This window comes from Bradyrhizobium prioriisuperbiae (assembly GCF_032397745.1).
GTDB lineage: Bacteria > Pseudomonadota > Alphaproteobacteria > Rhizobiales > Xanthobacteraceae > Bradyrhizobium_A > Bradyrhizobium_A prioriisuperbiae.
Genome location: NZ_CP135921.1, coordinates 2,290,080 through 2,314,138, shown reverse-complemented (window position 1 = coordinate 2,314,138; position 24,059 = coordinate 2,290,080). Strand labels below are relative to the sequence as shown.

Sequence of the window (24,059 nt, the reverse complement as noted above, 5' to 3'; positions counted from 1 at the left end):
CTGAAGCGTATCGCCACTCTCAGTGTCATCGTCCGGTTTAACCGGACGATCCAGTAAACGCAGGCCTTCGTGGTGTGCACTGCGTTCGCTCAACTCGTACCGGGCGTACTGGATGCCCGCATTCGCGGGCATGACAGCAGAGTATGGGGACAAGCTGCATAACGACAAGGTCGCCAACAATTCACCCAAACACGCTCGCCCCCGTCGCAGCCCCCGACGCCGCCGCGCGAAACACGCCGAACAGCTCGCGGCCCATGCCATGGGTGTTATCGCTGAGGTCATGGGTGGCGAGCGGGCGCGAGGCCCATTCCGCCGCGTCCACCTCGACGGTCAGCGTGCCGGCAACCGCATCGAGTGTCATCATGTCGCCGTCGCGCAGGCGAGCGATGGGGCCGCCCTCGGCGGCTTCGGGGGTGACGTGAATGGCGGCGGGCACTTTGCCGGAGGCGCCGGACATGCGCCCGTCAGTGACCAGCGCCACCTGAAAACCGCGCGCCATCACCGAGGACAACAGCGGCGTCAGCTTGTGCAGTTCGGGCATGCCGATGGCGCGCGGCCCCTGGAAACGCACCACCGCGATCAGATCACGATACAGCTCGCCGGCCTTGAAGGCCTGCTCCAGCTCTTCCTGGGCGTGGAAGATCCGCGCCGGCGCGCGCACATGATGATGTTCGCTTTTCACCGCGCTGATTTTGATCACGGCACGGCCCAGCGTGCCGTCCAGCACCTTGAGCCCGCCATTGTCGGCGAAGGGACGCGCGGCGGGACGCAACACGGTGTCGTCGCGCGTTTGTTTCGGTGCCGAGCGCCAGCGCAGCACCTCGCCATCGAGCCACGGCTCCTGCTCATACTCTGCCAGCGGCGCGCCCGACACGGTGCGGGCGTCCGGATGCACCAGGCCAGCGCCGACCAGCTCGCGGATCAGGAAACCGGTGCCGCCTGCCGCGGTGAAGGCGTTCACGTCGGCAGAGCCATTGGGATAGATCCGCGTCAGCAGCGGCACGGCTTCCGAGAGCTCGGCGTAATCGTCGAGAGTGACCGCGATGCCGGCGGCCTTCGCCATCGCCGTGAGATGCATCACATGATTGGTGGAGCCGCCGGTGGCATGCAGCGCCACGATGCCGTTGACGAAGGCGCGCTCGTCCAGCACGTGCCCGATCGGCGTGTAGTCGTTGCCGAGCGCACTGATCGCCAGCGCCCGTGTGGCGGCGGCGCGGGTCAGCGCATCGCGCAACGGCGTGTCCGGATTGACGAAGGCCGCGCCCGGCAGATGCAGGCCCATCACCTCCATCAGCATCTGGTTGGAATTGGCGGTGCCGTAAAACGTGCAGGTGCCCGGCGCATGATAGGCGGCGCTCTCGCTGGCCAGCAGTTCGGCGCGCGTGGCTTTGCCTTCGGCGTAACTCTGGCGAACCTTGGACTTCTCATCATTGCCGATGCCCGACGGCATCGGCCCCGCCGGCACGAACACCGCGGGCAGATGGCCGAACGTGAGCGCGCCGATGACCAGGCCCGGCACGATCTTGTCGCAGATCCCAAGAAACACCGCGGCGTCGAACATGTCATGCGACAACGCAATCGCCGTGGCCATCGCGATGACCTCGCGGGAGAACAGCGACAGCTCCATGCCGGGACGTCCTTGCGTCACGCCATCGCACATCGCCGGCACGCCGCCCGCCACCTGCGCCACGCCACCGGCCGCGCGCGCGGCGTCCTTGATCAGCGCGGGATAACGCTCATAGGGCTGATGCGCCGAGAGCATGTCGTTGTAGGAAGTGACGATCCCAAGATTTGGGACCACGTCGCCGGCCAGCGCCGCCTTGTCACCGGCACCACATGCCGCAAAACCGTGCGCAAGATTGGCGCAGCCGAGCACGCCCCGCCGCGGCCCCCGGCGCGCCGCCGCATCCAGGCGGCCGAGATACGGCTCGCGGGTCGGCTTGCTGCGCTCGATGATGCGGGCGGTGACCGCCGCGATCGCTGACTGGACCATGGTTGCGCTCCATCCGGAGGTTGAAACCCAGACTACAACCGGACTGCGCACAAGTTATGGCGGCGCGACAAACCGGCGGCGCGGATTGTCTTGCAAGTGTTGTTCCGTGCGGGTGCTGTTCCGCCAAGGCGGGATGTGACTTCGCATTGTCACCCGCGTGACAGCAGGCGCGCCGTGCCCATCATGTGGGCTTGCAGGAAACGCCCCTTCACCACGACACGATCACCTTCCTTTGTCGTTGCCGGGCTTGTCCCGGCAACCCCGATAAGGGGCGCACCGCGTCCCTAAGCGAGATCACCGGGACAAGCCCGGTGATGACACAGAGAGTGTTGAGACGTGGTCGCGCAAACAGGTCCGGGACGTCCAGCGTCCGCGGGTTTACGACTCGTTCTCATAAAGCCGCTGCGTCTGGAGCAGCGCCTCGTCCAGCCGCTCGCCTTCGCGATAGGCCGAGAGGCCGTCCGGGCGCGCGATGCCGGGGAGCAGGCGCGGGCAGGGCTGGTCGGCGCCGATCACCGTGCGCACGGAAATGACGCCCGCCCACACCGGATGATCATAGTCTTCCTCGTCGTCCGCGACGCCCTTGGCGCGGACCTTGGCGGAGGCGTCTTCGATTCGCATGCCGATCACGGTGGTGGCCTTGCTCTCCTGCGCCGAGGTGGTGCGCAGGTCATCGCTGCGGCCCGGATAGAAGCGGTTCACCACACCGAGCAGTGCATGGGCCTTCTCCTCAGGATCGTCGATGATCCGCGCGGTGCCGAAACACATCACTGATCGATAGTTCGCCGAGTGATTGAAGCCGCAGCGGGCCAGCACCAGGCCGTCGAGATGGGACACGGTGAGGCAGGCCGGCGTTCCCGCCTTCAGCTGCCGCAGCATGCGGCTGGCGGACGATCCATGCCAGTACAGCCTATCGTCCTCGCGCCAGTGAATGGTCGGCGTGCAATAGGGTTGGCCGTCGAGCGTATAGGCCACGTGGCACAGCAGGCCGGCATCCAGCACCGCGAACACGGCGGCGCGATCGTAGCGGCCGCGCTCGTGCATCCGCTTGACCCGGTTACGCTCGGTGACGGGAAAGCTCGGGGTATCCTCGGTCAAAGTGTCGGTCACGGCGCGCGGGTCCTTGCATCCTTTTGGTGGGGGAGCCCGCAATGTGCACCCTGGCAATGGTTCAAAAAAGAACCAATTCCGGGAGCAAAATGGCGACCAATCCTCCAGACCGCTATGTCCCACCCGCCTTGCGCATCAGCGCCGTCACATTCCCATGGTCGATCTGCTGCCGCACCGTGGCCGGCAAGGCGAGCTCGTCCAGGGCGCGGATGGTTTCGCGCACCAGATAGCTGCCGCCTTCCGCATCGAACGGAAAGTCGCTTGCGAACAGCACATGATCCGCGCCGAAATAATCGAGGCCGCAGCGGGTGGCCGACGCGGAGCCTGACAAGGCGGTGTCGGCATAGAACATGCGGAAATAATCCTGCGGGTTGCGCTTCAGCGGCCCGGGCAGCAGATGCGCATCTGCCGGCGGTGTGCGCGAGCCCATTTCCAGCCCCCAGCCCTGCTCGATCCGTCCGGCGAAAAACGGGATCATCGCGCCCATGTGATGGGTAATGATCTTCAGGTGCGGATGCCGGTCGAACAGGCCTGACAGCGCCAGCCGCGCCATCGCGACGCTGCTGTCATAGGGCCAGCCGAAGCACCACCAGATTTCATGGCGCGAGCGGGTCTCGGTGGGATAGTCCGGCACGGGACCACGCACCGGATGCAGCCAGATGGCGAGGTTGCGCGCCGCAATGGCGTCGAACACCGGCTGGAAGCGCGGCTCGTCCAGCGCGCGACCGCGCACATGGGTGCAGATCTGGAAGCCAATGGCGCCGAGACCGGCGGCGCGCTCCACTTCAGTGATCGCAGCATCCGGATCGAGCAGCGACAGCGCGCCGGCAAAGGCGGGAAACCGTTGCGGATAGCGGCCGACGAGATCGGCCAGCCCATCGTTCATCAGGCGCATGAGATCTGTGGCGCCCTCCCCCTCCGCGAGATCTTCGATCGGCGGCATCGAGGGAGTGAGGATCTGGCTGTAGCCGTCAAAGCCATCCATCAGCCGGAAACGCTGATCCAGATCGTAGAGCGGCTTCAGCTCCATCCAGCGCTTGAGCGGTCCGGCCGCGGTGGCGAGCGTCTGCAGCCGGGCGAAATAAGCCTGCGGAAAAATGTGCGTCCAGGCATCGATGCGAGTGGTCACGGGAGGTCTCCGAGGAGGATGGAAAAGTAAATTCGATGGGGTCGTTCTTCGTTGTCATGAAGGCATCCCACCCACTGCTGTCATCACCGGGCTTGTCCCGGTGATCCCGCTTAGGAGCGCACTGCGTCCCCAAGCGGGGTTGCCGGGACAAGCCCGGCAACGACAAGAGAGAGGCCTACGTCACGGCGAGAGCTGCTCCAGCACGCGGCCCTTGGTCTCGATGGCAAACAGTGAGGTCACCAGCGCGCCGACGACGAGCACGCCTGCGAAAATCGCGAACACATAATGGATGCCGTAACCGGCCACGATCGAACCGACCACGAGCGGACCCGCCGAGGAGCCCAGCCGCAGCCACGCGCTGCCGCATCCGGTGCCCAGCGCGCGCAGCCGGGTGGGATAGAGCTCCGCCGAATAGAGATAGAGCGAGAACGCGATGGTCTGGATGATGGCATAGGCCAAGGTCGCCAGCACCAGCACATGGGTCGCGGTATCGGCGCCGAGCATCGCGAGCACGCCCAACGGAACGGTGCCGAGCAGGAAGGCGCAGGCATACCAGCGTTTGCGGCCGACCCGGTCGATCAACAGTGCGCAGGCGATGGAGGCGACCACGCCGCAGGCCGAGGTGGTGAAGCCATAAGCGAGGCTGGTCTGCAGCGGCAGCTTGAAGACCTCCCGGTAGAGCGTCGGCAGCCAGGTGATCAGGCCGTTGATCACCATGTAGGTGCAGAACCACATCGCCCAGATGGTGAAAGTGCGTTTGCCATAGAGTCCCTGGAACAGCTCGCGCCAGTCGGTGTCACGCTTCGACGCGGCGGTCGCCGCGACCGGCTGCGGCGGCGGCAAATCCTTGCCCTCGGCAATTGCCGCGCGCTCGAGCGCGGAGACGATGGCGTCGGCTTCCTGCAGGCGGCCCTTGGACGCCAGCCAGCGCGGCGATTCCGAGATGAACCAGCGCAGCGGGATGGCCAGCACGGCGGGAACGAGACCGACGATGAACATCGCTTTCCAGCCATAGACCGGCACAAAAAAGTAACCGACGAGGCCTGCGAACATCAGGCCAACCGGGAAGATCACTTCATAAAGCAGGAAGAAGCGGCCGCGGCGTTTGGCGCCGATGAATTCGTTGAGATAGGCACTGGCCACCGGCACCTCGCCGCCGGTGCCGATGCCCTGCAGGAAACGGAAGGCGATCATCGACCACGCGCTCCAGGCGAACAGGCAGGCGACATCCATGGCGACAAACAGCACGATGGTCAGCAGCAGCACCCGCAGCCGGCCGATCCGCTCGGCCAGCCAGCCGAAAAACACCGCGCCCACCAGTTGCCCGAGATACCCGAACGACAGGATCATGCCGACCTGCGCCGGCGTCAGCTGCCATTCGCGCACCAGCACCGGCATGGCGAAGGCGATGGCCAGCACCGTGTAGGCATCGAAGAACGTGGCCGCGCCGATGATGATGCGGGTCAGCATCAGTTTTCGCGTGATCGGCAACCGCTCCAGCCGCGCGCTGATGTCCTGCGCGCTCACTGGGGCGGACTGCGAGTCCGTCTTTGTCAGCATGAAGCTTCTCCTCACCCGCTGCGATGGTTGATCGGCCTTTCGCCCGGCGCAGCGCGAGCAAAGGCGCTCCCGCCGCTAGGCGGCGGGCGTCAAAATTTGCTAGGCTCGGATGAGGGTGCAGTTCCAATCTCACCCATCCGTGCCGTGGTTCACACCGCAGTGCGTGTCGGTGTGGCAAATTGCCGTTTGCCACGCCGATTTCACATCGCAGATATCCTCATCCCGTTGTCGTCCCTCATCCTGCTTTAAGGACTGAAACCGACGCTGCCGCCGGCCTCGAGGGCGCGAGCGATGTCGCGTGCGGCGGCGCGTGCCGGCTTCAGCGCACGGGAGCGAAAATCTTCGGCGGAGATCCGCGCCGCCGGTGCAGCGATGCTGATCGCACCGATGGCGACGCCATCGGGATCACGCACCGGCACCGCCAGGATGCGCAGCCCTTCGCTCAACGTGGAATCGCGCAGCGCATAACCGTCGCGCCGGATTTCGGCCAGTGAAGGACCGATATCGTCCCAGCCGATCCGGTGCAGCGCGGAAATGGTTTCGCGCGGCGGCGTCTGCCGCAGTTTTGCGATGTGATCCGGCGGCAGGAAGGCGAGGATGCTGTGGCCGATGATGCTCTGGTGCGCCGGCACGGTGGTGCCGACACGGATGTCCACCCCGAGCCGCGCGATGCCGGCGCGCACGCGCTCGATATAGAGCGCCTCGGCGCCGTTCAGCACCGCGAAGCTCGCGGCCTCATAGACATCGTTGACCAGGGTGCGCAGCGCGGGGCGCACCACCGCGCGCAGATCCTTGTGCCCGATGGCGTGAAAGCCGAGGTCCAGCACCTTCAAAGTCAAGGTGAAACACCTGGTGTTCGGCACCTTCGCGACATAGCCGAGATCGACCAAGGTGTTGAGCATGCGGAAGGTCGTACCCGGATCGAGCCCGGCCGCCAGCGCCAGCTCACTCAGCGTCATCTCGTCATTGTCGGCGTTGAAGGCTTCGAGAATCCGGAATCCCTTGGCCAGCGACTGCACGGTGCTGCGCAGGTTGTCGGCCGGCGCGGCCTCCGCATCGCCGGCGCGGCGGCGGGCGGATCTCGCATTCGAAACGCGCGGCTGAGCCAACGTAGTCCCCTCCGTTTTTTCGGATTGCGAAATTATTTTCGCACTATTGATGAAGGGGTATTTGGCGGCAACCGAGATGTCAACAACCTCGTGGGGCGACGTTCATGCCGAGCGTTCGCCTGCGTTGGGCCCCGTCAGCGAAGAGATGTCGTGACGTCCGGTGCATGGCGTCTCGAACGCGGAACCACGCATGCACGGCCCCGGCCGCTCCGGATTGCAGCTCAATGTCGCAGCTGCAACAACCGGTGGAATCGCAATCGATGCAAAAGCTTGCATCATCCCGAGATGCGACGCGCAATCCACTTGGCGCTGTGTCCACGTTGCGCTGCAGCGCATGCTGTCCCGACATTTTGAAACAAAGCTTTGTTGTCGTCATGGGCGTGACGCGCGGATAAGATACCTGGACACCAACAAGAAAAATAACGACTGCAAAAAACGAACATAGGGAGGTAGCCGATGACGCTGGTTTCCAGACGTGTGTCTCTATTTGCCTGCACTGTTGCTCTTGCCACAGCACTCACATCCCCAGCGCTCGCTGTCGATCCGTCGCGGCTCGCCGCGGCCGATCCCAACCCGAACGACTGGCTGACCTATCACGGCACCTATCGTTCCTATCACTTCAGCCCGCTCGACCAGATCAACGCCGGCAATGTGCGCCAGCTCAAGGTGGCCTGGATGCATCAGCCGGGACGCGCGACGCGCGGCTTGCAGTCCATGCCGCTGGTGGCCGACGGCACGCTGTATTATTCCGGATCGTACAGCCGGGTGTTCGCGCTCGACGGCGCCACCGGCGAGGTGAAGTGGTCCTACATTCCCAAGCTCGACGAAGACCTGGTCGCAGCGCAGACGCACTCGCCTTATAACCGCGGCATCGCGCTCGGCATGGACAAGCTCTATGTCGGCACCGTCGACGGGCGCGTGATCGCGCTCGACATGAAAAGCGGCAAGGTGGCGTGGGAAACCAAACTGATCGATTCCAAGAAGCTGACGGTCGGCTTCACCGGCGCGCCGCTGTTTGTGAAGGACAAGGTGATCATCGGCGCGCAGGGCGGCGAATGGCCGTGGCGCGGGCCGATCTACGGCCTCGACGCCAGGACCGGCGAGAAGAAGTGGGAGTTCTTCACCGTGGCCGGCACCGAGGAATCGAAAGCAAGCTGGGGCGGCGAGTCCTGGCGCACCGGTGGCGGTGGCGGCTGGATGCCCGGCACCTATGACGCCAAGACCAACACGGTGTGGTGGGGCACCGGCAACCCGGCGCCGCTGTACGACTGGTCCGGCGCGGACTGGAAGACCAAGGGCCCGCGGCCCGGCGACAATCTCTACACCACCTCCGTCATCGGGCTCGATCCCGACAGCGGCAAATTGAAATTCTACCATCAGGAAATCCCGCATGACGCCTGGGACTTCGACAGCGCGGTGGGCGAATTCCTGCTGCTGGAGCGCGACGGGCGCGACCTCGCGGTGCATCCCAACAAGGGCGGCTTCGTGTTCGTCTACGACCGCAACGACGCCAAGGTCGCCAATGTCTGGCGCCTGGTGAAGAACATCAACTTCGTGACGGACATCGACCCGAAAACCGGCGAGTTGAAGGGCCGGCGCGACATGGCGGAGGGATCGCACAAGAACCTCTGCCCGGCGATCGCCGGCGGCATCAGCTGGAACACCGGCGCCTACAGCCCGCGCACGGGCCTTTACTACAAGGTGGGCCAGGAGTGGTGCATGGATCTCGAGGTCGTCAAGACCACGCCGATCCTGGAGCCGATGGCGCAACTCAACATCGGCGCCAACTTCACCCTGCGCGATCCGGAGGGCGACAAGGCCCACGGCCATGTCGATGCACGAGATCCGATCACCGGCGAAAAGAAGTGGGAGATCAAATTCCCCGAACCGCCGCTGGCGAGCCTGCTCACGACCGGCGGCGACCTGCTGTTCGTGCCGGACTCGCGCGGCCTGCTGCATGCCTACAATGCCAAGAGCGGCGAGGAACTGTGGTCGCACAACAACGGCATCGGCCATGTCGGCGGGATCATCAGCTACGCGGCCGGCGGCAAGCAGTATGTCGCCGTGATGACCGGCTGGGGCTCGCTGGTGGGTGACGAGTTCGTCGCCTTGTTCGGCGGCAACTACGTCAACATGCCCAAGGACGCGGGTTCGCTGGTCGTGTTTGCACTGCCGGACGCGCGGTAAGCCTTGATCGTGAAGGATCGGTGGAAAGCGGGAGTGGTCGCGTACGCGCTGGCGTGCGCGGCCACGCCGGGTCACGCAGATGATGCCGCGCCCGCGGACATCAATGTCAAGCAGCTGTTCGCCACCTCGTGCGGCTGGTGCCATCAGAACGGCGGGCGCACCCAGGGACGCGGGCCCAAACTGATGGGCACCGAGAAAACCGATGAGGAGATCATCACCCAGATCCGGAAAGGCAATCCACGGGGCATGCCCGCCTTCGGCCAGACCTTCAACGATGCGCAGATCCACGCCATCGTGGCCTATATCCGCGGCCTGAAGGACGGATCGTGATCGTCCCATGACCCTCGCGCTCACCGCCCGCATTCGCCGGCTCACAGCCATGGTGCTGCTGTTGGCGCTGATACCGGCGGCAGCGTTCGGCCGCACGCTCGACGCCATCAAGGCACGCGGCGCGCTGAGCGTCTGCGCGCATGCCAACGCGTTGCCGTTCGCGAGCCGCGCCGACAAGCCGCCCGGCATCCAGATCGAGATCGCGCGCGAACTCGCCCGCGAGCTCGGGGTCGGGCTCGAGGTGGCGTGGGTGACGGTGCTGTTCCAGCGCTCCAGCGTGAACTGCGACATCGTGCTGGATGCCATCGTCGACAAGGAGATCCAGGCCGACAGCCCGGTGAAGGTGTCGAAGCCCTATCATCGCAGCGGCGTGGCGCTGGCGCTGCCGGCAGGCACGGATGCGATCAAAGGCTTCGGCGATCTCGGCAAGGACAAGCGCATCGGCGTGCAGGTCGGCTCGCTGGCGCAGATGATCCTGTCGCAGCGCGGCCTCGCGACCACGCCGCGCGGCTTCGAGGACGAGATGGTGGAGGCGGTGTCGGCGGGCGAGCTCGACGGCGCCGCGGTATCGGCTGTCAGCATCGGCTACTTCAACATGACCCACCCCGACCGCAAAGTCCGGCTGGTCCATGCCTATGAGCAGGAGCCACGACTTGCGTGGACTGTCGCTGTCGGTATGCGCAGCTCGGATGCTGCGCTGCGCGAGAGGATCGATGCGGCGGTCGACAAATTGCTGGCCGCCGGCACCATCCGCGAGATCTATGCCCGTTATGGCGTGGAGCATCGGCCGCCGTAAGAGAACGCATCAGCGGCAGCTGCTGCGATAGCGGCCGGGCGCTTGGCTAACCGTCGAACCCCACAAACACCGTGGCTTCTTCGACTGACTTTCGTTCGGACACCACCGCATTTGCCGGGAAGGTTTCATCCGGCCACCCCAGTGCGATGCTTTTCATGATGACTTGATCATCGGCTATTCCGGCATGTTCACGCACCACCGGTGATTGCATGATGCCCTGGCTGTTGATCACGGCTCCAAGTCCGCGAGACCATGCGGCATTGACCAGCGCGGTCGCCACGGCACCGCAATCGAAGGGCGTATCGTCGCTGCCGTCCAGCACGCGATCATACGTCACAATGATGCAGACAGGCGCGTCGAACTGACGGAAGCCACGCAGCACCCAGTCCTGTCGCATGTCCTTGTCGTCACGTGCGATCCCCATGGCCGAGAACAATTGTTTGGCGACGCCAACCTGCCTGTCGCGGTGCTGGCCCGCAAAAGCCTGACCCGTGCGGAACTCGCGCGACTGCGGCACGCCTGCCACCATGCGCTCGGTATTTCCGGCGCGGATTTTATTGAGCGGCTCGCCGGTGATGACGTAGAAATTCCAGGGCTGGGTGTTCATCGACGACGGAGCGCGGATCGCCAGGCCGATGATTTCCTCAATCAGCGCTCTGGGGACTGGATCCGGTTTGTATCCACGGATGCTGCGGCGGCCGAGGATCACGTCATCAAATAGCATCGGTCTGAAATTCCCTGAGGTGAGACGTAAGGCGGGTGATGGCTGATGCCGGGATATTTGCGATTCATCGGCCTTCGCGCAAGACGGGAGAGCTGGATGGCTCGTATGCCCGGCTCTCGCGATCGGAGGCGCAACGGACCCCCATTCAATTCGAATCAACGCCCAGCGCCTCGACAAGAAAATCGATGAACAGACGCGCCCGGAGCGGAAGTTGCCGCTCGAATGCGTGAAGGACGTAGATCGGTGTGGTGAACATCGGTATCTCCGGCAGCACGACATTTAATCGTCCGGTTGCAAGGTCACCCTCGATCGCCAGCCGCATGAATTGCGTGATACCGACACCCTTCAGGACGGCCTCGATCAACGATTGAGCATCGTCGCTGTCGAAGGGGCCCGCGGGCAAGATCCGCGTGCCGTCGGCAAACGTGAATGGTTGCGGCCGGCCGGCCAGCAAATGGCCGAGACAAGCATGCTGCTTGAGATCATCGATCGTCCGGGGGATTCCCCGGCGCTGGAGATAGTCTGGCGATGCGCCCAGGACATATTGCAAGACGCCCAACGAGCGGCCGACCAGATTCGTATCTTCCAAGTCTCCGATTCTCACCGCGAGGTCGAAACCTTCGCGAATCAGATCAACACGGCGGTCTGTGACGCTGAGGTCGAGCTTGATGTCCGGGTAGCGTTCCAGAAACGAGCCGGACCATGCAGAGATCAGGGGGCGTCCAAATGTCGTCGGCACGCAAACCCGAAGCACGCCACGCACGTTGCCCGGAATCTGCACGATGTCTTCGGCTTCCTCGATGGCGCGCAGATGGGGGGCCACGCGCTCGTAGTACGCGGCACCTTCGGACGTCGGACTGAGTGTGCGGGTTGACCGCTGCAAAAGGCGGACACCGAGACGTTGTTCCAGGCGCGCGACGCTTTTCGATACCGCTGAAGGACTGGCGCCGATCAACTTTGCGGCGCCGGCAAAAGACCCCGCATCAACCGTCCGCACAAAGGCAAGCAGGCCGGCGGTCTTTTCCAAAATCGTTGCCATTCAGGACATCTGATCGCGAAAGAACCGAACGATTTCCATCTATTCGGCCATCTATGAACGAATAGTCTAGCCCGCGCAATGAGGCCCGCGGTCACTGCCCCGACCCCCAGAGCGGCCAGCAGATATCCAGGGTCAGAATTCGCCGTCCAACTCGTGCAAAAAGGGAACGACATATGCCTGCGCAAAAACCAACCATCGTCTTCTGCCATGGCATCTGGGCCGATGGCTCATGCTTCAGCAAGGTGATTCCTGCATTGCAGGCGGACGGGCACGAGGTCATCGCGGTTCAATATGGCCTGGACTCCTTCGAAGAGGACCTGGCGACGGTGAAGCGCACGCTCAATCGTGTCGGCAGCCCGGTCCTTCTCGTCGGTCATTCTTATGGTGGCGCGACCATCACAGCCTCGGGCACCAATGAGCGCGTGGTCGGCCTCGTTTACATTGCAGCGGTCGCCCCGGACGCCGGCGAGACCGTGCAGGACCAGCTTGACAAGTATCCGTCGGATATTTTCTCCCGCGTCGAGGTCGCAGATGGCCGCGCCTGGATGCTTCCGAACGGCACCGAGTTCTTCGCTGGAGACCTTTCCGAGACAGAGCAGAAACTCGTGTGGGCCACCCATTATGCGCCCGTCTACGATCTATTCCGTCAACAGAAGCTCAGCGCCGACGATATCGCGTGGAGATCGAAGCCGAGCTGGTACATTCTGGCCACGCAGGACCGTACAGTGCATCCTGATCTGCAGCGCTGGGTCTCGAAACGCATGGGAGCGACCGTCACCGAGGTGGCGAGCAGTCACGTGCCGATGCTCTCCCAGCCCGACCTCGTGATCGAGGTGATCCGCAAGGCCGCGGCCGCCGTTCAAAAGGGCTAATCGGACCATGCCATAAGAGAGATCGTTGGCAACGGCGGTCTCTCTTTCTTGGTCGTGTGGCTGGTGTCCGACGACCGCTTTTGGCCCCAGTCCATCACAAAAAGCCCACCGATATCCACGGCACGAAGGTGATCAGCAGCAGGCCGACAAACAGCCAGGCGAGATAGATCCAGATCCGGCGCATGCCGGCATCGGGCGGCACGTTGCCGATGATGCAGGCGGCGTAATAACAGAGGCCGAATGGCGGCGCGAACAGGCCCAGGCCCATCGCCAGGATCACAACCATGGCATAGTGCACTTCGTGGATGCCGAACTGGTGCGCGATCGGAAACAGCAGCGGGCCGAACAGCACGATGGCCGGAATGCCTTCCAGCACGCTGCCGAGCACGATGAAGGCCAGCACCGACACCAACAGGAAGCCGTAGGCGCCGCCGGGTACGCCAGCCATGCGCGCGGCCAGCTCGTGGGAGAAGCCGGACTGCGCCAGCGCCCAGGCCATGGCGCTGGCAGCGCCGACAATGAACAGGATGGCGCCGGACAGCGACGCGGTCTGCACCAGCATCGGCATCACGCTCTTCCAGGCGAGGCCGCCGCGATAGATCAGGAGGCCAATCACCAGGCAATAAGCGATGCCGATGGTGGAGACTTCGGTGGCGGTGGCAAGGCCTTCCACCACCGCGCTGCGGATCAGGAACGGCAGCGCCAGCGCCGGCAATGCAATCCAGAACGTTTTCGCCACCATGGACAGCGGCGCGCGCGCGACCTTGACCGCGGCGTCCTCCTCCCGGCCGGCCCGGTAACGCGCGACAAACGCCAGCACGATGGCGAGCACCACGCCGGGCAGGATGCCGGCGGTGAACAGCGCCGCGATCGAGACGCCGGTGACCGACGCGATCGCGATCAGCACGATCGACGGCGGAATGGTTTCACTCATGGCGCCGGAGGCGGCGAGCAGCGACACCAGTTCGCCGTCCTTCATGCCGCGCTTGCGCATTTCCGGAAACAGCACCGGCGCAATCGCCGCCATGTCCGCGGTCTTGGAGCCGGAAATGCCTGAGACCAGCAGCATGGCGCCGAGCATCACATAGGACAGGCCGCCGCGGACATGGCCGAGGATGGACGCGAGGAACGCCACCATCACCCGCGCCATCCCGGTCTTCTCGACAAGCTGCCCCAGCAGCACGAACAGCGGCACCGCCAGCAGGATCAGCGAGCTCATGCCCTCGTCGATCCGGCCGACCACGACCAAAAGCGGCGTCCGCGTGGTGATCAGCAGGAAGGCGACGGTGGCAAGGCAAAAGGAAAAGGCGATGGGCACACCGGCCATCACCGCGCAGCCGAGCAGGCCGACAAAGAAGATCAGCAGATTCCAGTTGCCGAGTGCCTTGAGCGAGGGACCGACGAGATACAGCGCGCCACCGACCAGCGCAAACAGCAACGCCACCGACAACAGATCCCGGATCGAATGCCTGACAAGGCCGAGGCAGGTGCTAGCGAGCGCGATGAGACAGCCGACGGGAATCGCTGCCGCGCGAATGGTGCCGGACCAGCCAAGCGCCGGCGTTTCCACGAAAGCCTGATCGTCGACGTATTCCAGCGCCGGATGCAGGATGATGGCAAGGAACAACGCCACGCCGCCGGAAGCGAGCGTCGACGCCCAGGCCTCCCCACGCGGCGAGAGATTGGAGATGAAGAAGGTCAGCCGCATGTGGGCTGAGCGCTGCACGGCGATCGCACTGCCCAGCATGGCGAGCCAGAGGAACAGGATGGAGGCCAGTTCATCCGACCAGATGATCGGCTTATGGAAGACGCCGCGCGCGACGATGCCGACAAACAGGATGACCACCTCGGCGATGACCACCGCGGCGGCCGGGATTTCCACCAGCCGGCGCAGCCATTGCTCCAGCCGGAGTCCATAGCTGCTGGCTCGCGTGCCGCGCTCCTCGCCAAGCGCGACCGCCAGCCGATGGTCGACGACGGCGCTCATGCCAGCGCCCCAACGGCGGATTCCAGCGTCTTCCAGTTGTCCTCGCCGAACTTGGTTCGCCACTCCTTGTAGAAACCGGCCGTGGTCAGCCCCTTGCGGAAGGCGTCCTTGTCGGGCTGCACGAAGGTGATGCCCTTGGCGATCAACTGGTCCTTCAGGGTCAGATTGAGCTTGCCCACATCCGCGCGCTGCTCCACAGCGGCCTGGTCGAACTCGCGCCGCACCAGTGCCTGCAGTTCGTCGGGCAACGCCTTCATCGAGCGGCGATTGCCGAGAATGAAGAACGGATCCCAGATGTGGTTGGTTTCCGCGATGTATTTCTGCACCTCGTAGATCTTGCCGGACTCGATGGTAACCAGGCCGTTCTCCTGGCCGTCGACCAGATGTGTCTGCAGCGCGGTGTAAAGCTCGTTGAAGTTGATCGAGGTCGGATTGGCGCCGAGCGACTTGAACAGCGAGGTGAAGATCGGCGAGACCGGAACGCGGATGCGATACCCGGCGAGATCGGCCGGTGTCTTCAGCGGCTTGGAGAACGACGAGATCTGCCGGAACGTGTTGTCGGCGGGCTTGGCCACCACCAGTGCGCCGGTCTTCTCGATCTGGGTCGCGATCAGCTTGCCGAGATCGCCATCCATCGCGCTCCAGACCTGCGTGTAGTCGGCAAACGCGAAACCGACATTGGCAATGCCGGCGACCGGCGAGACCGTCGACAGCACCGAGCCGGCGATGTTGAGGAAATCGACGCCGCCGCTGCGGATCTGGGTCAAAAGATCCGTGTCGGAGCCGAGCTGCGAGGCCGGAAAGAACTTGACCTCCAGCCTGCCGCCGCTCGCCTCCTTGATCCGCTTGGTGGCCTGTTCGAGACGGGTATTGATCGGCTGGGTCAGCGATTGGCCCGTGGCCAGCTTGTATTCGAACTCCGCTGCATGCGCGGGCCGTGTCCGGATGGCGACCAGCGGCAATGCCGCCGCCGCAGCCAGGATCGCGCGGCGAGACAGGCCGCGCTGCAGCTTGGACGTGGTGTTGTCCGGCATCGAGTGTCCTCCCCAAAATGTTTGTTCGGCGCACTGCGGCGCCAGATTCTTTTTTGACGCGTTTTTTTCACGCGAACCGGTACCCACTTCGCTGGAAAACGCTTTTTTTATCATTTGACACGTGCACCTGCATCGCGCCCGGCCGCATCGGCCGGAATCGCAACGTCGGGCAAAAGGGCTTTTCGAGAAGCGTCTCCCTCCATCCCAGGCGGACCGGCTGCTTTTGCGCCGTCCGTTTCCTCGTGGCGCCCATCTGTCGCGGGCCTGCCTTCGGGAGAGAAGCCTAGATTGCTGGTCACGCGCGACAATTGAATTATATTCGTCGTCTCTTTAGCTGACCTAAAAGGTTCACGATGCAGATTCCCTTCCGCGCCATCATCGTCTTTCATGCGGTGGCGCGCGCGGGCAGCCTGTCGCGGGCCGCGGAAGAGCTGCGGGTGACGCCCTCGGCCGTCAGCCAGCAGATCCAGGCGCTGGAGCTGCATCTCGGCACGGCGCTGACCTCGCGCGTCGGCCGCAACATCACGCTGACCGAGGCCGGCGAGCGCTATTTCCAGATGATCGGCCGCGAGATCGAGCACATCGCCGACGTGACGCAGCATGTGCGCGGCGTCCGCTCCGCCACCACGCTGACCGTGCGCGCCGCGCCGAGCGTGTCCAGCAAGTGGCTGCTACCGCGCATCGTCGGCTTTGTCGACGCCCATCCGGATATCGAACTGCGGCTGGACGGCACCAATGAGCCGACCGATTTCGACAAGGAGAATGTCGACATCGAGATCCGCCATGGCGAAGGCGGCTGGCCCGGCCTGTTTGTCGAAAGCCTGGGCCACGAGCGCTTCTTTCCGCTGTGTGCGCCGTCGTTGCACGCGCCCGGCAGCCTGTCGGCGGACGCCGTGCTGGAACAACGGCTGATCCATTCGGTGAAATCCCAGGTGCAGTGGCCGCGCTGGTTCGTGGAGGCCGGTGTTGCGTCGACCACACGCTGGCGTCGCGTGCTGTTCGACCGCAGCCACATGGCGATCGACGCGGCGGTCGACGGTGTGGGCATCGGGCTGGAGAGTGAACTTTTGGCCTGGCGCGAGCTGCGCGATGGCCGGCTGATCTGCCCGGTGAAGACTCCACCCGCGGTGACGCTGACGACGCAGTGGATCGTCTGCCCGCATGGCCACCTGCGCCACCGCAAGACCCGCACTTTTCTCGACTGGCTGCGCGGCGAGCGCGATCTCTGGCGAGAGCAAAGCAATGCGTTGACTCTTTAGCGCTGCTACATCGTCGCGCCGAATATCTGAATTGCCCCGAGGGAGTCCGCTGCCTAACGTTTTCAGGCGAACAGGCGGGACGCATCACGCTTCACAGCCGCGACAACCCGCCGTCACCCGAGGACACTCAAGGACGGTCTCATGAATCTTCATCGCATGCTGCTGGAGCGCAAGGCGGCCAGCAAACCGATCACCGTTGGCCTGATCGGGGCCGGAAAATTCGGCCTGATGTTCCTGTCGCAGGTCCGCCAGACCGACGGCATGCACCTGGTCGGCATCGCCGATCTCAACAGCGCGCGGGCGCGTGCGCAGCTCAAGCTCGGCTGCTGGCCGAACGAGCAATATGCAGCCACATCCATCGACGATGCGCTGAAGCACGGCAGCACGGTGGTCACCGAGAATGCCGACGCTCTGATCACTCATCCGGCGATTGAAGTGATCATCGAGGCGACCGGCGATCCCGGCGCCGGCATCCGTTTCGCCATGAAGGCGATCGAGAACGGCAAGCACATCATCATGGTCAATGTCGAGGCCGATGCGGTGGCCGGGCCGATCCTGGCGCGGAAAGCGAAGCAGGCGGGCGTGGTCTATTCGCTGGCCTGGGGCGACCAGCCGGCGCTGATCGCCGAGCATGTCGACTGGGCCCGCGCTGCCGGCTTCAAGGTGGTCGCGGCCGGCAAGGGCACGCGTTATCACCCGACCTATCACCAGTCGACCCCGGATTCGGTCTGGGACATCCTCGACAAATACATGAAAATCAAGGACCGGAATTCGATCAATCCGAAGATGTTCAACTCCTTTGTCGATGGCACCAAGTCGGGCATCGAGATGACGGCGGTCTGCAATGCCACCGGCTTGCGGGCGCAGAGCGAGGGCCTGTCGTTTCCACCGGCGACACGCTTCGAGCATGCGGAGATCTGCAAGCCGAAATCGGCCGGCGGCGTGCTGGAAAGCGCCGGCGTCACCGAGGTGACGTCATCGGTCTATCGCGACGGCACCGATGTGCCCAACAGCCTGGTGATGGGCACCTATGTGGTGTTCGAAACCGACAGCGCCTATTCCGAAGAGTGTTTCCGCGAATACAGCATGCTGCAGGACAAGAGCGGCAAATACGCCTCGCTGTATCGTCCGATCCACATGATCGGGCTCGAACTCGGCATCTCCGTCGCCTCCGCGGCCCTGCGCAAGGAGGCCACCGGCGCACCCATCACCTTCAATTCGGATGTGGTGGCGACCGCCAAGCGCAAGCTGAAGGCCGGCGAGATGCTCGACGGCGAAGGCGGCTTCTGTGTCTGGGGCAAACAGACCCCCGCCGATGCCTCGCTGCGGCAGGGTTATCTGCCGCTCGGCCTCGCCCACCAGGTCAAGCTCAAGAACGACATCGCCGAGGGACAGCGGCTGCGGTGGGCTGATGTGGACTACGATCCGGACAATTTCGCGGTGCGGGTGCGCCGGGAAATGGAAGCCGCGTTCCGCCAACCGAATGCGGCTTTGTAAGCGAAGGTAAGTCATCCGGCGGCGCGATGTCATGTCGCGCCGCTCTCTACCATGGCCTCACAATTCAACGGCGCGCATGCGACCGCTTCGCAAGATGAACCTACCGCAGATTCTCGTCGTCTTGCTTGATGTAGCTCTCGGTGCATGCCCGTTTCCCAGACGTGCAGAAACGCACGGTCTCAAAGCCTTGCCGGGGAAGATCGTCCCAATACGGATGAAACAGCGATTCAAGCTCGCGTCGGGAAATCGCGAGTCGCGTAACGCACAGCACCGTCCCATTGGGGCCTTCCACGTGGACCTCGGCCCTGACCATTGTCGTATTCAGCTGTTCTTGCAGCTTTTCCACAAAATCGGCCCGCAATCCAGGATTACCGGAATCGGCATGCACAGACAGAGACGGCGCGATCTTGCTGTGTCCGGCTTCGACGATCCGCAACATCACAACCAGCGCCCAGACAATCGCCGCCATAACCGCCAGCGAGATCAACCCGCGCCGAATCATGAACTATCGAGCTCCTTGCTTTATCGACTACATTGGCCGCCCGTGAATGTCCCGCAGCCTAATCGATATCTGGAAGCCGATAACGAACGATATATAGCTCCTTCTCGTCCCAAGAGATCTCCAACACCTGGTTCACGAGATCGGGATCGGTAGCCACCTCATCCAGCGCCTGCTCGAACAGTTCGATCTGCATGTCGAGATCCATGCCCGGCGGCCCGTTCAGGCAAACGAGGCCGGCGTGCAAAGCAACGTCCGCATACTGGCCCTTCGCGCCGGGCCGTTCCGGCGGGCCGCGGAAATCCACGGAGTTCTTGGTCACGAAGGTCCAATCCCCGTCCAGGATGATGGGCTTCAGTTCCCAATCCTTCAGGCCAGCCCGACCGAGCCAGACGACGTGGGACGACTGTCCATATCCTTTGGCGTGCGCGAGCTTGGTCAGTTCGGGGCTCAAGCACTCATCGATCAAGAACTTCATCCCGCCTTCTCGCGGCGGGGGACCTGTCGTTTGGCGACGACGATCGCACCTTTGGGAAGCTCATCGCTCGCCTTCGGGCGGCCCCGTGCGGGATTTGCTTCGGCGTAGATCCCTGCAAGCTCAACCTTGTTCGCATCGAGGGAAGGATAGGCCGCGAGGATGCGCTTCATCGGGAGGCCAGATACTACGGAGGCGGCGATGTCGTGGACGGGAACGCGCGTGCCGCGAACAATCGGGGCTCCCCCGAGCACGTCCGGATCGGAGACAACGATCTCGCGGGCGGCCGCCAAGCGCTCCATACGCTCCTTGGTCCGCCGGACGAAGGACGCCAAGTCGATCGTGAGGAACTCATCGCGAACGATCCAATCCTCTTCGATCAGCGAGGCCAAATCGCGGGCGCGGAACTTATAGAGGCGCGATCCAACCTCCCGAATCGCCAACAGACGCTTCTCCGAGGTGAGGCGCTTGGCGCTATCGAAGTAGAAGCCGATGAGAATGCAGGCGGTCGCTGCGACGCGCCGGCCATCATCGAGCGAGATAGACCACTCGGGCAGGATGTGCTCGTCGATGACCCGATTAACATCCCGGAGCGCGACGCGCGCGACCACCGCAGCCTCGGAGGGCTTCAGCATGTCCGCAGCAGAGCTCATGACAGCCTCCATAAATTCTTCCGATGGATCGGAATATATATCGCCGTCGCCTGAAGTTCAATGCGGCGCGGATGCGCCCGGGAGATGGATGCGGCGTTTCGGCAGCCGAACGCGGCGGCTTGAGCGCACGACCGAAGCAGAATGCTGCCCGGCGGTTTCGATCCGCCGGCTCTCAAGCGGTACGAGATACGGTTCGGTCAACGCCATCCGTCGTCAGCTTGAGGTGAATCGCTGCGGCAACGGCAGCACACTCCTTCTCCCCGCCTGCGGGGAGAAGGTCGGGATGAGGGGCGCTTTCAATCCGCTGAGCTCATGGCGACGCCCCCTCACCCGCCGCGCAATAGCGCGGCGACCTCTCCCCGCAAGCGGGGCGAGGTGAACCGCGGGCGCGGAAACATCGATTCAAAACGCGGATTCAAACTCACGCCCCGATCGGCTTCGACATCGTCACCCGGTTCTTGACACTGGGACGCTGCTGCATCTGTGCGTACCAAGCTTGCAGTGCCTCGCACGCCGCGGGCACCGGCAGCTTCACGAGCCCCGCAAAGATCAAACCGCCGATAACCGTGATGTCGGCCATCGAGAAAACGTCACCGGCAACGAATGGCTGCCGTTTCAGAATGCCATCGAAGTAGTGCATGCCCCTCAGGGCCTTGTCGCGCTGACGAAATCCCCACTCGGCGTTCTGGTAGATCTCGACATCAGGTCCGAGCCCTGGCGTGGCGTGATGAAAATAAACGCTGATGGGATCGAGCAGCTCCAGCTCCGCGCGCTTGCTCATCATGTGGATCACGCCCTTGTCGCGGGCTATCCTTCCGGTGAGGGTGGGTTCGCCATCCAACGCGTCGAGGTATTCGGTAATGGCCGTGCATTCGGCGATGAAGGTGCCGTCGTCGAGTTCGAGCACCGGCAGGGTCCCCGAGTAGTTCTTGGCGAGGAATTCAGGCGTCTTGTGCTCACCTTTCCAAAGATCGACCGTCACAAACTGGACGCGCGCCCGCATGTTCTTCTCGGCTAGCGCGATACGCACACGCGCCGGATAGGGGCCTGTGGGCCAATCGTGAATCTTCATCGCTTTTCTCTCTACCTGTCACTTGGTAGGACCCATATAGCGGCCCCGAGCTTGTGCAGTCAACGCCTATCTGCCACATGGTAGGGAGCTCAGAAGCAATTGAGGCAGCGAGACATGAGTTCAAGCTCTCGGGAGGCCATCCTGGCGGCCGCCAAACGAACCGCACAGGCACACGGCTATGGCGGGCTGAATTTCCGCGATCTCGCCGACGACGTGGGCATCAAGGCGGCGAGTATCTATCACCATTTCCCGAGCAAGGCCGATCTCGGCGCCGCGGTCGCGCGGCGCTATTGGGAGGACACCGCGGCCGGCCTGAAGACATGGCTGGCCGGATCGGATCCACTGCACTGCCTGCGCCATTATCCCGATACGTTTCGCAAGGCGCTGGAAAACGATAATCGCGTCTGCCTCTGCAGCTTCATGGCTGCCGAATATGACGACCTGCCCGATCCGGTGAAGACGGAGGTCCAGGCCTTTGCCGACGTCAACGTGGCATGGCTGAGCAAGGTGCTCGCCGCTGCGGCTGTGGTCGGTGTCGGAGAGAGCGAATCGCGGGCGCGCGCGATCTTCGCCGCAGTCGCCGGCGCGCAGCTGATGGCGCGGAGCCGCGCGGACATCTCGCTGTACGACTCGCTGATCGAGAGCTATCGCGCGGCGGGCCTGCTGCCGGCGTAGACAGGCCATCTTCCAGGTGGCGCTGGACAACGCCCACAGCAAAAACGGCCCCGAAGGACCGTCTTTATCGCTCGCATGTCCTGAAGATATGAAATTCTGGAGCGGGCGAAGGGATTCGAACCCTCGACCCCGACCTTGGCAAGAGGCGGAAGCCCTTATGTCATTGTAAACATCAGGAGGCCGCGTGAACACTCACGCATCAGCCGCGGCGATTGCGGTTATTTACTTCAAGACACCAGTCCCGAAACCGGTAAGATCGCCGAGAAGCGTGCTATCCTCGAGGAGACTGCTGGAAAGAACGCCGAGCCGCTTCGGTGCTCCCCCGCGAACCGTGATCGACGAAATCTTGTTGTCGAAGGTGCCGAGGTCGGGCGAGTCGGAAGCGAATGTCGCCGAGGCGCCGTTGAAATCAACGTGTTCCCATACGGACACGGACCAGCCCGGCGGGATGCGAATCGAACTCACGGTGTCGTTGCCAACCTCGGCAAAGTTGACGTTGTAGTCTCCCGGCCCGAGTTGAACGCTTCCACCCTTGAAGTTGCGATCAGTGTAGATGGTGACGCAATCACTCGACATGACCATTCTCCTAATCTTCAGACGCAACACATTTGAGCCGTTCAGGAATGCCAGCCCAGGTGGACACCACGCCGAAAAGCGAAAAGCCGCCTCGCGGCGGCCTTTTCGTAACACTCTGATGTCCCGTGTCCTAGGTACGGTCTGTTACCTATGTCTCCGGGCCGGACAGAAGAAATTCTGGAGCGGGCGAAGGGATTCGAACCCTCGACCCCGACCTTGGCAAGGTCGTGCTCTACCCCTGAGCTACACCCGCATCGCAGAAATTGGCGCCCCGGAGGGCGCTGCCGGGCAGACCTATGCCAAATGCCGCCCGAGAATGCAACAGCCAGACGACCGTTGGCGCAACTATTGATCCGGCAGCGGGATTTGCCGTGATCGGGCCGAGATGCCCGGTGAATCGGGGGCTTTCCGCGGCGATTCCCCTCAGTTGCCCGGATTGAAAATACCACCCGTTGCCGCCATTTATGGTCCGGGCCGTGCTAGGATTGGCCCAATCCTGACATTCAAGGCGTCTGGCGAGGAACCACGTGAGCATTATCGATCAAAACAGCGGCGACACAGCGCCGGCAGCCGCCAATCTCATCAAGGACACGACGACCCAGACGTTCATGAAGGACGTCATCGAGGAATCGAAGCGCCAGCCGGTGCTGATCGACTTCTGGGCGCCATGGTGCGGCCCCTGCAAACAGCTGACCCCGATCCTGGAAAAGGCCGTCAAGGCCGCCAAGGGCAAGGTCAAGCTGGTCAAGATGAACATCGACGAGCATCCGCAGATCCCGGGCCAGATGGGCATCCAGTCGATCCCCGCGGTGATCGCCTTCGTCAACGGCCAGCCGGCTGACGGATTCATGGGCGCCGTGCCCGAAGGCCAGGTCACGGCCTTCATCGACAAGCTGTCCAAGGGCGCGCCGGGTGGCGACGGCATCGCCGAAGCGCTGAAGGAAGCCGAGACCTTGCTGAACGAGGGCGATCCGTCGTCCGCGGCGCAGATCTATGCCCAGGTGCTGGGCGAGGATGCGGAAAATATCGCGGCGCTGGCCGGGCTCGCCCGCTGCTACGCCGAGACCGGTGCGGTGGAGCAGGCGACCCAGACCCTGGCGATGGTGCCGGAATCCAAACGCAACGATCCCGCGGTCAAGGCGGTGCAGGCGATCCTCGACCTGGCCGAGCAGGCCAAGTCGGTCGGACCGGTGGCGGAGCTCGAGCAGAAGATCGCCGCCGATCCGCTCGATCACCAGGCGCGATTCGATCTGGCCACCGCACTGAACGCCGCCGGCGATCGTGCCGCCGCCACCGAACATCTGCTCGCCATCGTCAAACGCGATCGCAAGTGGAACGACGACGGCGCGCGCAAGCAGCTGGTGCAGTTCTTCGAAGCGTGGGGGCCGACCGACGAGGCCACCGCGGAAGGACGCCGGCGGCTGTCGTCGATCCTGTTTTCTTAAAACCGCTCCGCACACCGCCGCGATAGAGGCCGAGGGCC

General features: G+C 63.7%; 22 protein-coding genes and 1 tRNA gene. 8 read left to right on the top strand and 15 right to left on the bottom strand.

Features of this window, described 5'->3' with window-relative positions; all coding sequences use genetic code 11:
• Window positions 1-181: 181 nt before the first annotated feature.
• The 5 genes from edd to RS897_RS10835 form a co-directional block, all read right to left on the bottom strand.
• Complete coding sequence (gene edd, locus RS897_RS10855) at window positions 182-1,993, bottom strand: phosphogluconate dehydratase (RefSeq protein ID WP_315836560.1); 1,812 nt, start codon at window positions 1,991-1,993, stop codon at window positions 182-184.
• 378 nt (window positions 1,994-2,371) lie between these two features.
• Window positions 2,372-3,037, bottom strand: a complete 666-nt coding sequence (locus RS897_RS10850; RefSeq protein WP_315838589.1) for a pyridoxamine 5'-phosphate oxidase family protein — start codon at window positions 3,035-3,037, stop codon at window positions 2,372-2,374.
• Between the two features lie 178 nt (window positions 3,038-3,215).
• Entirely contained in the window at window positions 3,216-4,232 is a 1,017-nt protein-coding gene (locus tag RS897_RS10845) for an amidohydrolase family protein (RefSeq protein ID WP_315836559.1), read from the bottom strand.
• A 180-nt stretch (window positions 4,233-4,412) separates the two neighbouring features.
• Window positions 4,413-5,792, bottom strand: a complete 1,380-nt coding sequence (locus RS897_RS10840; protein WP_315836558.1) for an MFS transporter — start codon at window positions 5,790-5,792, stop codon at window positions 4,413-4,415.
• A gap of 245 nt (window positions 5,793-6,037) precedes the next feature.
• Entirely contained in the window at window positions 6,038-6,901 is an 864-nt protein-coding gene (locus RS897_RS10835) for an IclR family transcriptional regulator (protein ID WP_315836557.1), read from the bottom strand.
• Window positions 6,902-7,357: 456 nt separating this feature from the next.
• Here RS897_RS10835 and RS897_RS10830 point away from each other — a divergent pair, with 456 nt between their 5' ends.
• From RS897_RS10830 to RS897_RS10820, 3 genes are read left to right on the top strand one after another with little or no spacing between them, the layout of a single operon-like run.
• Window positions 7,358-9,088 carry a pyrroloquinoline quinone-dependent dehydrogenase gene (locus RS897_RS10830; protein WP_315836556.1) on the top strand — a complete coding sequence of 577 codons (1,731 nt, stop codon included), beginning with the start codon at window positions 7,358-7,360 and terminating at the stop codon, window positions 9,086-9,088.
• Window positions 9,089-9,121: 33 nt separating this feature from the next.
• Window positions 9,122-9,418, top strand: a complete 297-nt coding sequence (locus RS897_RS10825) for a c-type cytochrome (protein WP_315836555.1) — start codon at window positions 9,122-9,124, stop codon at window positions 9,416-9,418.
• A gap of 7 nt (window positions 9,419-9,425) precedes the next feature.
• Window positions 9,426-10,214, top strand: a complete 789-nt coding sequence (locus RS897_RS10820) for a substrate-binding periplasmic protein (protein ID WP_315836554.1) — start codon at window positions 9,426-9,428, stop codon at window positions 10,212-10,214.
• Window positions 10,215-10,260: 46 nt separating this feature from the next.
• Here RS897_RS10820 and RS897_RS10815 read toward each other — a convergent pair whose 3' ends face one another.
• The gene (locus RS897_RS10815; protein WP_315838588.1) at window positions 10,261-10,938 is read right to left on the bottom strand and encodes a nitroreductase; all 678 of its coding nucleotides are present in this window, start codon (window positions 10,936-10,938) and stop codon (window positions 10,261-10,263) included.
• A gap of 145 nt (window positions 10,939-11,083) precedes the next feature.
• Entirely contained in the window at window positions 11,084-11,977 is an 894-nt protein-coding gene (locus RS897_RS10810; protein WP_315836553.1) for a LysR family transcriptional regulator, read from the bottom strand.
• A 173-nt stretch (window positions 11,978-12,150) separates the two neighbouring features.
• Here RS897_RS10810 and RS897_RS10805 point away from each other — a divergent pair, with 173 nt between their 5' ends.
• Window positions 12,151-12,849, top strand: a complete 699-nt coding sequence (locus tag RS897_RS10805; RefSeq protein WP_315836552.1) for an alpha/beta fold hydrolase — start codon at window positions 12,151-12,153, stop codon at window positions 12,847-12,849.
• A 94-nt stretch (window positions 12,850-12,943) separates the two neighbouring features.
• On the opposite strand, the gene RS897_RS10800 is transcribed toward RS897_RS10805, so the two are convergent.
• Both RS897_RS10800 and RS897_RS10795 read right to left on the bottom strand, forming a co-directional pair.
• A complete protein-coding gene (locus RS897_RS10800) occupies window positions 12,944-14,836 on the bottom strand; it encodes a TRAP transporter large permease (RefSeq protein WP_315836551.1) in 1,893 nt (630 codons plus the stop codon).
• Complete coding sequence (locus RS897_RS10795) at window positions 14,833-15,870, bottom strand: TRAP transporter substrate-binding protein (protein WP_315836550.1); 1,038 nt, start codon at window positions 15,868-15,870, stop codon at window positions 14,833-14,835. The genes RS897_RS10800 and RS897_RS10795 overlap by 4 nt, the downstream gene beginning before the upstream one ends.
• 353 nt (window positions 15,871-16,223) lie before the next feature.
• On the opposite strand from RS897_RS10795, the gene RS897_RS10790 reads away from it, so the two are divergent.
• The gene (locus RS897_RS10790) at window positions 16,224-17,129 is read left to right on the top strand and encodes a LysR substrate-binding domain-containing protein (protein ID WP_315836549.1); all 906 of its coding nucleotides are present in this window, start codon (window positions 16,224-16,226) and stop codon (window positions 17,127-17,129) included.
• Window positions 17,130-17,270: 141 nt separating this feature from the next.
• Window positions 17,271-18,626, top strand: coding sequence for an NAD(P)H-dependent oxidoreductase (locus RS897_RS10785; RefSeq protein ID WP_315836548.1), 1,356 nt, complete (start codon window positions 17,271-17,273; stop codon window positions 18,624-18,626).
• Between the two features lie 100 nt (window positions 18,627-18,726).
• Here the strand turns inward: RS897_RS10785 and RS897_RS10780 are convergent, their stop codons facing one another.
• The 4 genes from RS897_RS10780 to RS897_RS10765 form a co-directional block, all read right to left on the bottom strand.
• Complete coding sequence (locus tag RS897_RS10780) at window positions 18,727-19,128, bottom strand: hypothetical protein (RefSeq protein ID WP_315836547.1); 402 nt, start codon at window positions 19,126-19,128, stop codon at window positions 18,727-18,729.
• 58 nt (window positions 19,129-19,186) lie between these two features.
• Window positions 19,187-19,579: a hypothetical protein gene (locus tag RS897_RS10775; RefSeq protein ID WP_315836546.1), complete on the bottom strand. Its 393-nt coding sequence runs from the start codon at window positions 19,577-19,579 to the stop codon at window positions 19,187-19,189.
• A gap of 20 nt (window positions 19,580-19,599) precedes the next feature.
• The gene (locus tag RS897_RS10770) at window positions 19,600-20,253 is read right to left on the bottom strand and encodes a DUF433 domain-containing protein (protein WP_315836545.1); all 654 of its coding nucleotides are present in this window, start codon (window positions 20,251-20,253) and stop codon (window positions 19,600-19,602) included.
• A gap of 421 nt (window positions 20,254-20,674) precedes the next feature.
• Complete coding sequence (locus RS897_RS10765; RefSeq protein WP_315836544.1) at window positions 20,675-21,325, bottom strand: glutathione S-transferase; 651 nt, start codon at window positions 21,323-21,325, stop codon at window positions 20,675-20,677.
• 114 nt (window positions 21,326-21,439) lie between these two features.
• Between RS897_RS10765 and RS897_RS10760 the strand changes: the two genes are divergently transcribed.
• Window positions 21,440-22,000 (top strand): TetR/AcrR family transcriptional regulator, encoded by a 561-nt coding sequence (locus tag RS897_RS10760; protein ID WP_315836543.1) that lies wholly within the window; start codon window positions 21,440-21,442, stop codon window positions 21,998-22,000.
• Between the two features lie 222 nt (window positions 22,001-22,222).
• Here RS897_RS10760 and RS897_RS10755 read toward each other — a convergent pair whose 3' ends face one another.
• Complete coding sequence (locus RS897_RS10755) at window positions 22,223-22,690, bottom strand: beta/gamma crystallin family protein (protein ID WP_315836542.1); 468 nt, start codon at window positions 22,688-22,690, stop codon at window positions 22,223-22,225.
• 64 nt (window positions 22,691-22,754) lie between these two features.
• Window positions 22,755-22,829, bottom strand: a tRNA-Gly gene (locus tag RS897_RS10750).
• A 274-nt stretch (window positions 22,830-23,103) separates the two neighbouring features.
• Here RS897_RS10750 and trxA point away from each other — a divergent pair.
• Entirely contained in the window at window positions 23,104-24,021 is a 918-nt protein-coding gene (gene trxA, locus RS897_RS10745) for a thioredoxin (protein ID WP_315836541.1), read from the top strand.
• Window positions 24,022-24,059 lie beyond the last annotated feature (38 nt).

What these genes read in the sequence shown, in the direction of transcription:
- RS897_RS10790 (WP_315836549.1), top strand. Translation starts at nt 16,224, where the DNA reads ATGCAGATTCCCTTCCGCGCCATCATCGTCTTTCATGCGGTGGCGCGC.
- RS897_RS10810 (WP_315836553.1), bottom strand. Translation starts at nt 11,977, where the DNA reads ATGGCAACGATTTTGGAAAAGACCGCCGGCCTGCTTGCCTTTGTGCGG.
- RS897_RS10765 (WP_315836544.1), bottom strand. Translation starts at nt 21,325, where the DNA reads ATGAAGATTCACGATTGGCCCACAGGCCCCTATCCGGCGCGTGTGCGT.
- RS897_RS10795 (WP_315836550.1), bottom strand. Translation starts at nt 15,870, where the DNA reads ATGCCGGACAACACCACGTCCAAGCTGCAGCGCGGCCTGTCTCGCCGC.
- RS897_RS10815 (WP_315838588.1), bottom strand. Translation starts at nt 10,938, where the DNA reads ATGCTATTTGATGACGTGATCCTCGGCCGCCGCAGCATCCGTGGATAC.
- RS897_RS10830 (WP_315836556.1), top strand. Translation starts at nt 7,358, where the DNA reads ATGACGCTGGTTTCCAGACGTGTGTCTCTATTTGCCTGCACTGTTGCT.
- RS897_RS10820 (WP_315836554.1), top strand. Translation starts at nt 9,426, where the DNA reads ATGACCCTCGCGCTCACCGCCCGCATTCGCCGGCTCACAGCCATGGTG.
- RS897_RS10805 (WP_315836552.1), top strand. Translation starts at nt 12,151, where the DNA reads ATGCCTGCGCAAAAACCAACCATCGTCTTCTGCCATGGCATCTGGGCC.
- edd (WP_315836560.1), bottom strand. Translation starts at nt 1,993, where the DNA reads ATGGTCCAGTCAGCGATCGCGGCGGTCACCGCCCGCATCATCGAGCGC.
- RS897_RS10800 (WP_315836551.1), bottom strand. Translation starts at nt 14,836, where the DNA reads ATGAGCGCCGTCGTCGACCATCGGCTGGCGGTCGCGCTTGGCGAGGAG.
- RS897_RS10770 (WP_315836545.1), bottom strand. Translation starts at nt 20,253, where the DNA reads ATGAGCTCTGCTGCGGACATGCTGAAGCCCTCCGAGGCTGCGGTGGTC.
- RS897_RS10850 (WP_315838589.1), bottom strand. Translation starts at nt 3,037, where the DNA reads ATGCACGAGCGCGGCCGCTACGATCGCGCCGCCGTGTTCGCGGTGCTG.
- RS897_RS10780 (WP_315836547.1), bottom strand. Translation starts at nt 19,128, where the DNA reads ATGATTCGGCGCGGGTTGATCTCGCTGGCGGTTATGGCGGCGATTGTC.
- RS897_RS10840 (WP_315836558.1), bottom strand. Translation starts at nt 5,792, where the DNA reads ATGCTGACAAAGACGGACTCGCAGTCCGCCCCAGTGAGCGCGCAGGAC.
- RS897_RS10760 (WP_315836543.1), top strand. Translation starts at nt 21,440, where the DNA reads ATGAGTTCAAGCTCTCGGGAGGCCATCCTGGCGGCCGCCAAACGAACC.
- RS897_RS10785 (WP_315836548.1), top strand. Translation starts at nt 17,271, where the DNA reads ATGAATCTTCATCGCATGCTGCTGGAGCGCAAGGCGGCCAGCAAACCG.